We start from the raw sequence: 14,057 nt of genomic DNA on the forward strand, positions 1-14,057 counted from the left end.
ACCATCAGTGGCGATCATGCTGGAATTGCTTGGCCAACAGATAGTTCCGATCTACAATTACAGAATAGTCCTGCAATATGCGGACGAATTTTCGAGGGGCATCGGCAATACCCTCTCGGCTGCGGCCGCAAGCCTTGTCCTCTCGATCGCGTTCGGCTTCCTGCTGGCGCTCATCCGGCTGTCAGGACGCAGTTGGCTTACCTATCCGGCTGCCGCCTACACGCATTCGATACGTGCAACGCCGCTGTTGCTGCAGATTTATATCGTCTATTTCGGCCTTCCCCTGCTGATTCCGGCAACCGGCAGGTGGTCGGAAGTCGTGCTCGGAGTGATCGCCCTTACCTTGCACACGACGCCCTATATGGCCGAGATCATCCGCTCAGGCATCGTTTCCGTTCCGCGCGGCCAGCGCGAAGGGGCCATTGCCGTGGGCATGACCCCGATTCAGCAATATCGCCATATCATATTGCCGCAAGCCTTCACCAACACGCTGCCGCCCTTGCTTGGCCAGTCCGCCATTCTGGTCAAGGATACCTCGCTCTTGTCGCTGATAACGGTCTTCGATCTGGTGAGCGCCGGCATGCTGCTCAACAGTGAGCGCATCCGTCCCAACGAGGGCTTTCTGTCCGTGGCCGTAATCTATCTCGCCATCTATTTCGTGATGCTGATGCTGTCACGGGTGGCCGAACACTATCTTGCCGGCACCAGCCGTAAAGCGAGGACGGCATGAGCCAGCATCACATCGACGTCTTCTTCTCGGTCATGCCTTTCCTGCTTCAGGGATTTGCCGAAACGCTGAAGCTTTCTCTTGTCGGGGTGCTCTGGGGTTCCGTGCTGGGAGCGCTTTTGGGCATAATTCGGGGCCAGCAGATCGCCTTTTTTTCCCCGCTGATCGGGGCGTATATCCACATCCTGCGCGGCACACCGTTTCTCGTGCAACTCTACATCGCCTATTTCGTCCTGCCGAATACAGGTCTTGCCTGGCTGATGTGGGATTCCCAGACTGCCGCCTTCGCCAGCCTTGGCATCTACACATCAAGCTATGTCACGGAAATTGTCAGCGCCGCGATCCGGGCTATTCCGCGCGGCCAGTGGGAGGCATCCTTCGCGGTGGGCTTCACCCGCATGCAGTCTCTGCGCCATGTCATCCTGCCACAGTCGGTGGGGTTGATCATGCCTTCGCTCGGTGGGGTCTATGTCAACCTGATCAAGGCGACGTCGATTGTTTCCGTGGTCGGAATTGCCGAGCTGACCCGGCAGGGGGAGATTTCGATTCTGCGCTTTCCCGCGGATATTCTCTATATATACCTTCTCGTGGCGCTGCTCTACTTCGCCTTCTGCTTTCCGGTGCTGATGACCGTGGACTGGCTGGAGCGGCGCACCAAGGTTGGCGCAAAATACGGAACGGCGGTCCTGTCCGGTCGCCTGGAGGCAGCGGAATGAACCAGATCACCCTCGAAGTGCCCCCTGTGTTCCGCACATGTCTTCGGTTGATGGACACGCTTGTCGCGCAGTTCGGAACCAATTGTCAGGTTTCTCTTTACGACACGCGGGCAGGTGGCGCCAGGCTGATCGCGGTGGCTGGCTCGGTAATGGAGGTCGCGATCGGCTCGCGATTGCCGGCAAGCATCGTTTCCAAGCTGGAACAGGCCAGCCGCGCTAATACCGGCAAAACCATCTTCACCTCCTCCACACCGGATGGACGGCGGCTCAGTTCGTCCCTGTCCATCATAGACGACCCCGAAACGGGTCAGCCGGTGGGGTGCATGAAGATCGATTTCTGCATCGAGCATCTGATGACCAGCATCGATGTGCTGCAGACCTTCTGCAATTACGAGGAGCCGAAGGCCGCGGCCGAGGGGCCGGTCGAGGATATTGGTGAACTCGTCGACACCATCATCGCCGATGCCCTGCGAAACCAGAGCAATCCGCGCAGTGTGACCGGCAAGGCGCATCGGATGGAGATCGTCAGGAGGCTGGACGAGCGTGGAGTGTTCCTCGTCAAGGGCTCCGTCGATATCGTATCCACCAAGCTCAACATCTCGAAATACACGATCTACAACTATCTCGACCAGATCAAGAAGGGTGGAGGCGGACACGCTCAATCTTGAAGCCCTGCAATCAGATGGAAAACACCTGATTGCGGCTCGGTGCATGGTCGGACCGGTTCAAAGCCTTTCCGGCACTAAGACCCCGAATTCCACGCTTGAAAATATATCTTTTGCTCCGCCAGGACTATCAATGCTCAACATAAAAGACTCCCGTTTTACCCTTCTCCACACCCCCACACCTCTGCGCCGGATGATGCGCCTGGAGGGAAGGATTGGCCGGGCCCCGCTTTATGTGAAACGTGACGACCACATGGAAATCGGCATGGGCGGCAACAAGCTGCGCAGTCTCGAATACTGGCTGGGCGCGGCACTGGATGAGGGAGCCGACGTGGTGCTCGTCGCCGGCGGGCCGATGTCGAACCAGTGCCGCTTGACAGCCGCTGCGGCTTCGGTGGCGGGGCTTGACTGTGTCGTATTCCACAATGCCAACCCGCATGATGAAAGTCTCCGTGCCTCTTTCCTCAACGGCTTGTTCGGGGCCGAGGTGCGTTTCCTTGGCAATGTCAGCGAGCAACAAAGGGCCGTTCTGGTTGAGGAGGCGGCAGACGAGTTGAGGAGGCAGGGCCGATCCCCCTACATTGTCGGCGATGCGATTATCGGGGCACTTGGCTATGTACAGGGTGCGCTCGAACTTCACCGCCAGTCACGGTCACTGGATGCGCCCATACGCCATGTCGTGCTTCCCGGTTCGATGGGCCCGACAGAGGCAGGCTTCATCTTCGGCAATGCCCTGCAGGACAATCCTTTCGAGATTCATCTGGTCAGCGTTGAATACGGTCAAGCCGATTTGGCCGCGCGCATCGCGCGCATCTACTGCGATCTGGCGGCTCATACAGGGCTGGCTGCACCTGAATTTGACAACTTGCTTGTTCACTATCACATGGACCATCTCGGCCCGGGCTAAGGCCATCCCACAGAAGCTTCGGAGAAAGCGATTGTAACATTGGCGCGCACGGAAGGCATATTGCTCGAACATATCTATACCGCCAAGACATTCGCCGGCTTCATGGACCTCGTTACAAGCGAGGCAATCCCCCCAGACGAGCCGCCTTGCGTGATCCACACGGGCGGCACCGCGTCGCTATTCTCCCAGTTCCATCTGTTTCGCGCATTGGAGCGCGAAGCTGGCATGCCGATAGCCGTGGGGGCGTAGTGACGTGTTGCTTTCCCTGTCGACATGGCCTGAGGTGGAGGCCTATCTTCGCAACTGCGACGCCATAGTCGTGCCGATCGGCTCCACCGAGCAGCATGGGCCAAACGGCCTGATCGGTACGGATGCGATCTGTGCGGAACATGTAGCGTGCGGTGTCGGAGGTCGAACAGGAGTTCTGGTTGCGCCGACCATTTCGGTCGGCATGGCTGCGCATCACATGGCCTTTCCCGGAAGCATGAGTCATACGCCGACGGTGCTCATTTCAATTGTGCGCGAACAGGTGATGGCGCTTGCGGCGCATGGGTTCCGCAGCTTCTTCTTCGTCAACGGCCATGGCGGCAATATCGCTACGATCAACTCCGCTTTTGCAGAGATCCATGCGCTGCGCTGGCAGGCCGGCCTGCCGGCAATCCGTTGTCAACTGGCGAACTGGTGGGATCCGGCAGGCGTGGCTGAACTGTCGCAGGAATATTATGGGGATGTAGAGGGAAGCCATGCCACGGCCAGCGAGATCGCAATCACCCGCCATCTGTTTCCCGATCACGCTAAGAACGTAGTTCTGGATCCTGCCGTCGCGCCGACCGGCGAGTTTCATGATGCTGCCGATTTCCGCCAACGCTTTCCGGACGGCCGCATCGGCTCCAATCCAGGCCTGTCAGAGGCGAAACATGGAGAGCGGATATTGCAGAGCGCGATTGCGGGGCTGGTGGAGATGCTTAGGGTTTTCATAGCTATGAAAGGCGCGTGAAGATCCAGTTGGGTGTGGACCTTGGACAGCCGCGCGAAATAACCCGATATCGGTTAGCGTGCGGGTGCAGGAGCAGAGGTAACTGGCCGGCAGACATTATTGGGCCAGGACAAACAGCACAATCGCGTCCGCGTCGCCTTTTGCCACAAAGCAGTGGCCCATGCGCCCGTCGAGATAGACAGAATCCCCGGGTCGAAGGTCGGTTGGTGCATAGTGTTCGCTGTGGAGAACCACTTCTCCCTCAAGAACGAAAATGAACTCTTCCGCGTCATGGCGATACCATGGCGGCAACTTGTCGTGCTTGCGGGCCTTTATCCGGCTGCGGAAAGGCACCATGCGTTTGTTGGCAAGACCCGCGCCAAGCAATTCGTGGTGGTGCTCCGGTGTGCTGTGATGTTCACCCTGCCCGGAATAGGTGACGGTCAGGCGCCCGGAGGCGGGTGCCGAATTGGGTTGTGAGATGAGAGCAGTTATGTCCACTCCCAGCCCAAGAGCAATCTTCTGAAGCATGCCCACTGTCGGCGACATGGATGCAGCCTCAATCTTCGCCAGCGTAGAGCGACCAATGCCAAGCTGCTGCGCCGCGTCGGTCAGAGACCACCCATGTTTTTTGCGCAGGTCACGGATGTTGTTGCCGACATGAATTTCCATGTCCGCTTCCCGTGGCGACTGTTCAAAAGAACTTAGCATCATCTGACCCTTACCCTGCGATTCGTACTCATATAGTAGACTCTGCGCCTTTGCAGCCCAAATATCCTCTATTCATGCCTTCGTCACTCCCCTTCGGTCGGGTGCCGGATTACGAGAGAAGTTCACGAATGAGCGGTTCGGACCGAAAAAACAGGAGGTGGGCCCTTTCGGGAGATAAGTCTACTAAAGGATCACAAAAATCATAATATGGAATTGACAATGGATCATGTTCTCTTAAAGTGGCCTGAAATTGGCTTGGAGGAGACCAGAATGCCGATCAAAGAACCTGCCCATCCGATGATTTCCGCCTATGCAAAGCAAATGGAGGGTGGTCTGCTTGATCGTCGCGCCTTCCTGCGACTGGCCACCTTGCTCGGCATGTCGGCGGGGGCTGCTTATGGCGTGGCTGGTCTCACTCCTGCCTTTGCCCAGCAGCAAGCGCCCAAAAAAGGCGGCAAGCTGCGCATCCTTGCCAATCTCGATGATGTTTCCGCACCCCATGCCTACAGCTGGGGGCAGGAGATGTTCATGCGTCAGGTTCTTGAAACGCTGACGGTCACCGGTGCCGACAATGTCACGCGGCCTCTGCTTCTGGAGCGCTGGGAGGCCAGTGACGACGCAAAAATCTGGACGCTGCGCCTGCGCAGAGATGTGAAGTGGAGCGATGGTCGCCCCTTCACCGCGGACGATGTGGTCTGGAACCTGAAGCACGCGCTTGATCCGGCTTCGGGCTCTTCATTCCTGAGCCTTTTTGCTGGCTTCATCATGGAAGCTTACGAGACAGACAAGAAGGATGACGGCGGAAAGCCTGTCACAGGTCATCGTCTGTGGCGCGACGATGCCATCGAGAAGCTCGACGACCACACCGTGCGCCTCAACGGCAAGAGCGCCAATGTGCTTGTGCCAGAGCATCTGTTCCACGAGCAGCTCTTCATCATTGATCCGAAAGATAATGGCAGGTTCGGCCCGGACTCTGCTTCGACCGGGCCTTACAGGCTGGTGGATTTCAAGAAGGGTCAGCGGTGCAGCATGCGGGCGCGGGATGATTATTGGGGTGAGGGTCCCTACATCGAGGAACTTGAGTGGCTCGATCTAGGAACGGACCCCAACGCCCAGCTCGCAGCAATAGCATCGAAGCAGGTGGATGGGCTGATCTGGGTGGACAACGCTGCTCTGGATACGCTGCGCAAGCTTGGCCACGTTCAGGTTTACGAGGCGCCGAGCGCCAATACCGGCGCGGTGCGTATGCGCGTCACTGAAAAGCCGTTCGATGATGGGCGGGTGCGCAAGGCCATGCGTCTTGCCATCGATCGCGAGGCCGTGCTGCAACTTGGTCTCGGTGGTCTGGGCTATCTTGGCGAGCATCATCTGGTGTCGAAACACCATGCAGATTATGGCGCGGTTGTGGCGCCTGAGCGTGACATTGAACAGGCAAAGAAGCTGCTTGCCGAGGCTGGTTATCCGGATGGCATTGATGTCGAGCTTTACCTGAAGTCAGCGCCTTCGTGGGAAAGCAAGATTGTCCAGAGCATGCTTGGTCAATGGGCCGAGGCCGGCATTCGCGTGACGATGCGTCCTGTGCCGCCGGCCCAGTACTGGGAAATCTGGCAGAAGGTCCCGCTCGGCTTCACAGACTGGAACCACCGTCCGCTTGGTATCATGCTTTACGACTTGGTGCTTCGCACCGGCGGAGAGTGGAACGAATCCGCTTATTCCAATCCGGATTTCGACAAGCTTTTGGATGAGGCGGGAGCAACGGTCGAACTGGATGAGCGCAAGAAGATCATGAGCAAGCTGGAGGAAATTCTCATCGAGGACGGCCCTCTTGTCCAGCCTGTCTATCGGAACGTGTACACGGCTTACAACAAGAAGCTGAAGAACTTCTCGATGCATCCGTCCAACTACAATTATTACAAAGATATGTGGATCGAGGAATAGGAAGGGACGCTTCCGGCAAAGAGAACATTGTAAAAATCGGTAAGTCTCGTGAACACCATCCTGATAAGGCGTCTCGCCTCGTCACTCGTGACGATGATTGCGGCCTCGTTCATCATATTCATGCTGGTCGAGGCTTCGCCGGGTAATGTGGCCCGAAAGACACTTGGGCCATTCGCCTCGGAGGAGCAGGTGCTTCTGCTCTATGAACGTCTGCATCTCAACGATCCTGTGCTCGTCCGCTACGGCCGGTGGCTTGGTGTGCTGGTGGGCCTGCAGGCAGATCCCCTGCAGGACCCGGACCTGGGGCTTGGGTTCGAGGATCCGCGCGGCGACCGCTATTTCGGCAATTTCGGCTATTCGTCGATGATGAACATGCCGGTCGCCGACATCATCTGGGAGCGTCTCGGCAATTCGCTGAAGCTGGCGGCGCTCGCCTTTGCGACCATCGTGCCGCTGGCGATCCTGATCGGTACCTATGCAGGCTTGCGCGCCAATAAGCCGGCCGACCGCGCCGTGACGATCGTGACAACCATGCTCGCCTCCATACCTGAGTTCGCGTCGGCCGTCATACTGGCCAGCGTCTTCGTGGTGTGGCTGGGCTGGCTGCCAGGAACCAGTCCGTTGCAGACCGCGGGCGGCTGGCCGATCTATCTGCAATACATTCTGCCGGTGACAGTGCTCGCGCTTTACGTGACAGCTTACGTTACCCGATTCGTGCGCACTTCCGTGATGGAGGTGATGCAGACGCCCTATGTGCGGACCGCCGTTCTGAAGGGGCTGAAACCCCGACAGGTCGTTGCCCGCCATGTGATGCGCAACGCGATGATGGCGCCGTTCACAATCATCCTGCTCCAGATCAACTGGCTGATCAGCGGTGTCGTGGTCACAGAGGTCGTGTTCGCCTATCCCGGCATCGGCCGCATGCTGCTGGAGGCGGCCATGTTCGGCGACATCGCGCTAATCGAGGCGACCAGCCTGATCACGGTGGCCATCGCCATCTCCACCCAGCTTGTCGGCGACGTCGGCTATGTGCTGCTCAATCCGCGGATAAGATTGTCATGAGCGCGACGATGGACAATGAAATCCGCGCCGGTTCGGGCAGTCCTGCCAGCCGGTGGGGCAGGGCGCTCGCCCATTCCCCCATCCTGTGCGTGGGGCTGGCGATCCTTTTTTTCTGGATTGCGGTGGCCGTGCTGGCGCCGTGGATCGCACCTTACGCGCCCAACGCCCAGCACATGACGGCGGTGTCCGATCTGGGGCCTTCCGCTCATCACTGGTTCGGCGCCGACAGCCTTCACAGGGATATCCTCTCCCGCATCATCTGGGGCGCGCGCCCGGTCCTGCTCATCGCGCCGGTTTCGCTGATCTGCGCCTATGTCGTGGGTATCAGCGCCGGTCTGGCGGCCGGCTACAAGGGAGGCTGGGTGGACGAGGTCGTGTCGCGCGTCATCGACGTGCTGCTCTCCTTCCCGAAGATCGTGCTTTACGTGGTGCTGATCGCCTCGCTTGGTCCGTCCGCTCTCAACATCGTGCTGGCCATCGTCCTCAGTTCCAGTCCGGGCATTGCCCGTCTGGTGCGGGGCCTCGCACTCGACATCAAGACACGCGACTTCGTGGCGGCGGCGCGCACACGCGGCGAAACCAGTCTCTACATCGTCTTCGTGGAAATCCTGCCGCTGGCCCGCGGCCCGCTCATCGTCGATTTCTGCGTGCGCATGGGCTACACCATCATCGCCATCGGTGTGCTGGGCTTCCTCGGCCTCGGCCTGCCACCCCCCGATCCGGACTGGGGCGGAATGGTGCGCGACGCGACGCCCATCCTCAACGTCTATCCGCACGCGGCGCTGTTTCCTTCGCTGGCCATTGTGACGCTGGTTTCGGCCTTCAACCTCATTGCCGATGGACTTCAGGAGCTTGATCATGGCCGCTGAAGCAACGCCCCTGCTCAGGATCGAGGATCTCGAAATTCGCTATAGGGGAGCTGATCGCGAGGTTCTGGCGGTCAATGATGTCAGCCTGGAGCTTGGCGCCGGCGAATGCATGGCTCTGATCGGTGAATCCGGTTGCGGAAAATCCACCGTGGCAATGTCCGTCATGCGTTATCTCGGTGAAAACGGGCGCATCGCACAGGGCCGCATCCTGTTTCGCGGACAGGATTTGGGCACCATGACCGAAGCGGACCTGCGCGCCCTGCGCAGGGGCGGCATCGCCATGGTCTATCAGGACGCGTCGAGCGCGCTGAACCCGACCATGAAGATCGGGCGTCAGCTTGCCGAGGTTCTGGAGACTCATGAGCATGCCGAAGCCGGCAGCATCGCCCCCCGTGTTCTGGAGATGCTGCGCAAGGTCGGCATTCCCGACCCCGAGGGCACGATGGGCCGCTACCCGCATCAGCTCTCGGGTGGCCAGCAACAGCGCATCGTCATCGCCATGGCTTTCCTCGCGGAGCCGGCTCTGCTCATCCTCGATGAACCGACCACGGCGCTCGACGTGACCGTCGAGGCGCAGATCATCGAGCTTCTTGCCCGCATGCGCGAGGAGCACGGCACGGCGATGCTGTTCATCTCCCACAATCTGGGTCTGGTGCGGCGCGTGTGCGAGCGCGTGTCGGTGATGTATGCCGGCCAGATCGTCGAGCGCGGCGCCACCGCAACCATTCTGGGAGCGCCGCAGCATCCTTACACGCAGGGGCTGGTGAGCTGCATCCCGCGCCTCGATCGTGGCCGCGCCGACTATCGCCTGAACTCGATCCCCGGTCAGGTGCCCCGGCTTTCTTCGGCGCCGCGGCGCTGCACCTTCATGGATCGCTGTCACCATGCCGTGCCTGGCGAATGCGACACCCGCATCGACATCGGGCCGGCGCGCTCCTCGGTGGACGTGCGGTGTGCGCGGTGGAAGGACCTCGGCAAGGATGCTGGTCCCGAAGCGCCTGCGCGGGAGCCAGAAATGCCCCGGCATCGCAGGGACTGCGTGCTTTCGGTCGAGAACATGTGCAAGACCTATGAACTGCGCAGTCCATTCGACCTGTTTGGGAAACGCAGCAGGCAGGTGCGCGCCGGCGAAAGCATTTCGATCGCCCTGTCGCCGGGAGAAACGCTCGGCATCGTCGGCGAGTCCGGCTGCGGCAAGTCCACGCTGGCGCGCGTCATCATGGGGCTGGAGGCTCCGAGTTCGGGCCGGGTCGTCGTGCTCGGTGACGATGTGACCGGAAAACAAGTCGAGCAGCGCAGCCGCGAGCAGGTCCGCAACGTCCAGATGGTGTTTCAGAACCCCGACAGCACGCTCAACCCGCTGCATACGGTGGGGTTCATCCTCGACCGTGCGGTGAAGCTGCTGGGCGGCGTTCGCGACAGGGACGGTCGGCGGCGAGAGGTGGAGCGCCTGCTTGACCTCGTGCGGCTTCCGGCAGAAGTCATGCGCATGCGCGCGGGCCGGTTGTCAGGCGGACAAAAACAGCGCGTTGCGGTGGCGCGCGCTTTTGCCGGCCGTCCCGCGCTTGTGGTCGCTGACGAGCCGACCTCCGCTCTCGATACGTCGGTCAAGACCGCCATACTGGAGCTTCTTCTGTCCGTGCAGAAGCAGACCGGAACCGCTCTGGTTTTCATCTCCCATGATCTGGCCGTGGTGCGCTATATCGCCGACCGCGTGTGCGTGATGTATCTCGGTCATGTCCTTGAAACAGGCGGGGTTGAAGAGGTGTTCGAACCGCCCTTCCATCCCTACACGCAGGCATTGCTGGATGCTGTTCCGAGCGTCGATCAGGACATCGCTGCGCCGCACCGTCCGCTTGAGGGCGAGGCTACAAGCTGGACGCCACAATCGCGTGGCTGCCCGTTTTCCGCACGCTGCGAAAGCAGCATTGAGGGACTTTGCGACATCCAATCGCCGCCGAACCTGGAGACGGGCGAGAACCATCTCATCTGCTGTCATCTGCCCGTGTCTGCCCTGGGGCAGGGCGCTTTCGCCTGAGTGAAGCATAACAGAACATGCAACCGGTACAACAAGATGCACGAAGAAATCAGCAGGTTACATCAATGGCTGTCGGGGCAGGAGGACGCGATGGTCGATCTGTTGCGCGATGTGGTGAACATCGATTCCAATTCGCACGACAAGCAGGGCGTTGATGCTGTCGGCACACGGTTCCGCGATTTCTTCCAAGAACATGGCATCGCGACGCGCACCCTGCCGCTGCCTGCCGCCGGCGACGTGCTGATCGCGGAAATCGGCCCGGTCTCAGCAACAGATCGCCCGATCATGATGCTCGGCCATCGCGATACCGTATTCCCCACAGGTGAGGTTGCTCAGCGACCGTTCAGTATCGTCGACGGGGTAGCCTACGGGCCGGGCGTCTGCGATATGAAAGGCGGGCTTGTCCAGAACGCTTTCGTGCTCGCCGCCTTCCACCATACGCAGGTGAACCCGCCGTCACTGATGGTGATGATGACCAGCGACGAGGAAATCGGCTCGCCTTCCTGCCGTGAAATCATCATCGAATATGGCCGCAAGGCCCGTGCGGTCTTCAACTCGGAGCCGGCACGCCCGACGGGCAATGTGGTGACCGGCCGTCGCGGCGGCATGATCCTGGAACTCGTCATCGAAGGCCGCTCGGCCCATTCCGGAGGCAACTTCACCGAGGGCATCTCGGCAATCGGCGAGCTGGCGGGCAAGATAACGGCTCTGCATGCCCTGAGCGATGTCGAGGCCGGCTACACGGTCAATGTCGGCGTGGTCGAGGGCGGTCAGTCTCACAATACGGTCGCACCGTCGGCAAGAGCCCTGATCGACTGCCGTTTCGTCACCGTGGCGCAGCGCGATGCGCTGAAGGCGGATATCGACGAGATCGTCCGCCGGTCTTTCGTGCCCGGTACGCGCTCCCGCCTCGAAATTCTCGCTCGCTTCGATCCGATGGAACCGAATGAGGGCACGCGGGAGATGCTGGAAATCTACCGGCAGTCGGCAGCGGATCTCGGAATGAGCGTCGAAGGTGAGTTTTCCGGGGGCTGTGCCGATTCCGGCTTCACCCACAATGCCGGCTGCCCCAGCCTTTGTGGCACCGGACCAATGGGTTGGAAAGCCCATACAGCAGAGGAATATCTGCGGCTCGACAGCCTCGTGCCACGCGCGCAACTGCTTGCAGGGGCCGTCTGGCGCCGCGCCCAATCGAACTGAAAAAGGACTGAAAACATGCCCAGGACAATCGTCGAGGAGGCGCGAATCTATGTCGCGCCGACCGGCAATCGCCGTGCTATTGTGCTTGAACTGGTGACCGCCGAGGGTACGCGCGGAATTGGTGAGGCAGGCGTCGCCTACGGATTGGGTGGGGAAGCCGCTGCAGCCATGATCCGATCGATGGTCGAGCGTCACGTAATTGGCCGCGACCCTTCCGCTATCACTGCCATCTGGAGCGATATTTACGATCGGTCCTTCTGGACGCGCAACGGCGGTGCTATTTCCTTTGCCGCGCTCAGCGCTGTCGAGCAGGCGCTGTGGGACATCAAGGGCCGCCGGCTGGGCGTTCCCGTCTACGAGCTTATGGGCGGTCGGGTCTGGGACAAGCTGCCGGTTTACGCCAATGGCTGGTGGATCGGATGCGACACACCTGACGAATATGCGCGCGCTGCCGCTGCGACGGTCTCCCGGGGCTACAGGGGGTTGAAACTTTATCCGCTGGGCCTTGCCGATCCGGTGACGGTTGTTCGCCACCCGGTGCGGCGGCAGGTTGAGACGCAGGTGCTGTTTCTGGCTGCCGACCGTGTGGCGGCAATTCGCGAGGCTGTGGGGCCGGAAGTCGACATCATGCTGGATCTTGGCGGCGGCCTGACCACGGATCAGGTCATCCGGCTGTGCAAGCGACTGGAACCCTTCGACGTCCTGTTCATCGAGGAGCCGGTCGATCCCTCTTCCATGGAGGCGCTGGCGAAGGTGGCTGCCAATACCTCCATTCCGCTGGCCGCCGGCGAGCGCGCCTATGGCCGGTCCGGCTGCCAGCGCCTGCTGGACAGCGGCGCCATCGACATTCTCCAGCCCGACGTTTGCAACACCGGCGGCCTGCTTGAGGCGCGCATGATGGCGGCCATGGCCGAAAGCCGCAACGCGCGCGTCGCGCCCCACAATTACGGAAGCGCGCTGGCGACCGCCGTGGCGGTGCAGCTCGCAGCCACCACGCCGAACTTCATGGTGCTGGAGCACTTTCCCGATTTCGACAGGGAGCCGGGATACCAGCCGGTGCTGGAGTGCCCGCTCGAACACACGGTAGAGGCCGGCTTCATGCCGGTTCCGGAAGGCGCCGGGCTTGGCGTCGAGCTTCATAGCGCTTCGCTTGCGCCGCATCTGTATGCGGATTGCCGGGCCTGACCCTTTCCATAACCAGATCAATTCAGGAGAAAATCAAGATGAAACTCATCGACGCCGAGCGGGTCCACCAGTTGCTTGAATATGAAGGGCTGATCAATGCGATCGAGGTGGCACATCTGGGAGGCATGCCGAAGATTTCGGATCGTCTCATCTACAGCCAGGAAAACGGGGGCGGCCATCCCGATGCCGTCATCATCCTGCCGGCATGGGAGCCGCAGGAGGGCCTGCTGTGCAAGCTGGTCACCTCCTTTCCCAACAATCAGGCGCGCCACGGCGTTTCCAACGTCAACTCGATCTATGCCTTCAGCGACGGCAACACCGGCATTACCGAGGCCATCATCGATGGCGAGGCGATGATCTTTCGCAAGACCTCGGCGGACTCCGCGCTCGGCTCACGCCTGCTGTCGCGCGAGGATTCGCGCACCATGCTGATGATCGGCGCGGGCGCACTCGCCCCCTATCTCGTGCGCGCCCATCTGAGCGTGCGGCCATCGCTGGAAAAGGTGCGGATCTGGAACCGCACCCGTGCCAATGCGGAAAAGCTGGCCACGCTGCTGCGCGCTGAAGATGTGCCGGCCGAGGTGGCGGACGATCTCGACGAGGCGGTGGCCGGGGCCGACATCATTTCCAGCGCCACCATGGCCAGCACACCCCATCTCAAGGGCAGGCTGCTCCGGCCCGGAACCCATGTCGATCTGGTGGGGTCGTTCACGCCGGAGATGCGCGAGGCCGATGACGATGTGCTGACGCGCGCCGCCGTCTTCGTCGATCACCGCCAGACGACGGAGCGTTCGGGCGAGTTCCTCGATCCCTATGCGCGCGGCATCATTTCGCCCACCGACATTTGCGGCGACATGTTCGATCTTTGCCAGAAGAAGGTCCCCGGCCGCACCTCGGCCGACCAGATCACTGTCATGAAGAACGGCGGTGGTGCGCATATGGACTATTACGTCGCGAAGTATCTGGTTGATCGCCTGCATGGGCGGCCTTTCCGGACAAAATGCTCATCGTAACTGGCATGACGCAATGGGCTCGCCGCTGGCAGGAAGGCCAGCGGCGACCC

13 protein-coding genes are annotated in these 14,057 nt (G+C 60.6%); 12 read left to right on the plus strand and 1 reads right to left on the minus strand.

Annotated elements, in window-relative coordinates; all coding sequences use genetic code 11:
• Positions 1-16 precede the first annotated feature (16 nt).
• The 5 genes from MIC97_RS14160 (at position 17) to MIC97_RS14180 (ending at position 4,012) form a co-directional block, all read left to right on the plus strand.
• Positions 17-730: an amino acid ABC transporter permease gene (locus tag MIC97_RS14160; protein WP_239801143.1), complete on the plus strand. Its 714-nt coding sequence runs from the start codon at positions 17-19 to the stop codon at positions 728-730.
• The gene (locus tag MIC97_RS14165; protein ID WP_239800536.1) at positions 727-1,443 is read left to right on the plus strand and encodes an amino acid ABC transporter permease; all 717 of its coding nucleotides are present in this window, start codon (positions 727-729) and stop codon (positions 1,441-1,443) included. The genes MIC97_RS14160 and MIC97_RS14165 overlap by 4 nt, the downstream gene beginning before the upstream one ends.
• Positions 1,440-2,111, plus strand: a complete 672-nt coding sequence (locus tag MIC97_RS14170) for a helix-turn-helix domain-containing protein (RefSeq protein ID WP_239800537.1) — start codon at positions 1,440-1,442, stop codon at positions 2,109-2,111. Before MIC97_RS14165 ends, MIC97_RS14170 begins: the two co-directional genes overlap by 4 nt.
• Positions 2,086-3,015 (plus strand): pyridoxal-phosphate dependent enzyme, encoded by a 930-nt coding sequence (locus MIC97_RS14175; RefSeq protein ID WP_239800538.1) that lies wholly within the window; start codon positions 2,086-2,088, stop codon positions 3,013-3,015. Before MIC97_RS14170 ends, MIC97_RS14175 begins: the two co-directional genes overlap by 26 nt.
• Positions 3,016-3,268: 253 nt before the next feature.
• Positions 3,269-4,012, plus strand: coding sequence for a creatininase family protein (locus MIC97_RS14180; protein WP_239800539.1), 744 nt, complete (start codon positions 3,269-3,271; stop codon positions 4,010-4,012).
• 96 nt (positions 4,013-4,108) lie between these two features.
• Here MIC97_RS14180 and MIC97_RS14185 read toward each other — a convergent pair whose 3' ends face one another.
• A complete protein-coding gene (locus MIC97_RS14185) occupies positions 4,109-4,663 on the minus strand; it encodes an XRE family transcriptional regulator (protein WP_239800540.1) in 555 nt (184 codons plus the stop codon).
• A 309-nt stretch (positions 4,664-4,972) separates the two neighbouring features.
• Here MIC97_RS14185 and MIC97_RS14190 point away from each other — a divergent pair, with 309 nt between their 5' ends.
• From MIC97_RS14190 to MIC97_RS14220, 7 genes are read left to right on the plus strand one after another with little or no spacing between them, the layout of a single operon-like run.
• Entirely contained in the window at positions 4,973-6,640 is a 1,668-nt protein-coding gene (locus tag MIC97_RS14190) for an ABC transporter substrate-binding protein (protein WP_239800541.1), read from the plus strand.
• A gap of 48 nt (positions 6,641-6,688) precedes the next feature.
• Positions 6,689-7,702 (plus strand): ABC transporter permease, encoded by a 1,014-nt coding sequence (locus MIC97_RS14195; protein ID WP_239800542.1) that lies wholly within the window; start codon positions 6,689-6,691, stop codon positions 7,700-7,702.
• On the plus strand, positions 7,699-8,571 hold the full coding sequence (locus tag MIC97_RS14200) for an ABC transporter permease (protein WP_239800543.1): 873 nt from the start codon (positions 7,699-7,701) through the stop codon (positions 8,569-8,571). Before MIC97_RS14195 ends, MIC97_RS14200 begins: the two co-directional genes overlap by 4 nt.
• Positions 8,561-10,609 (plus strand): dipeptide ABC transporter ATP-binding protein, encoded by a 2,049-nt coding sequence (locus MIC97_RS14205; RefSeq protein WP_239800544.1) that lies wholly within the window; start codon positions 8,561-8,563, stop codon positions 10,607-10,609. The genes MIC97_RS14200 and MIC97_RS14205 overlap by 11 nt, the downstream gene beginning before the upstream one ends.
• 36 nt (positions 10,610-10,645) lie before the next feature.
• Positions 10,646-11,809, plus strand: coding sequence for a M20 family metallopeptidase (locus MIC97_RS14210; protein ID WP_239800545.1), 1,164 nt, complete (start codon positions 10,646-10,648; stop codon positions 11,807-11,809).
• Positions 11,810-11,824: 15 nt separating this feature from the next.
• Complete coding sequence (locus MIC97_RS14215; protein ID WP_239800546.1) at positions 11,825-12,994, plus strand: mandelate racemase/muconate lactonizing enzyme family protein; 1,170 nt, start codon at positions 11,825-11,827, stop codon at positions 12,992-12,994.
• Positions 12,995-13,032: 38 nt separating this feature from the next.
• The gene (locus tag MIC97_RS14220) at positions 13,033-14,007 is read left to right on the plus strand and encodes an ornithine cyclodeaminase (protein ID WP_239800547.1); all 975 of its coding nucleotides are present in this window, start codon (positions 13,033-13,035) and stop codon (positions 14,005-14,007) included.
• Positions 14,008-14,057 lie beyond the last annotated feature (50 nt).

Origin of the sequence: Aquamicrobium sp. NLF2-7 (assembly GCF_022359935.1) — a bacterium.
Taxonomy (GTDB): Bacteria; Pseudomonadota; Alphaproteobacteria; order Rhizobiales; family Rhizobiaceae; genus Mesorhizobium; species Mesorhizobium lusatiense.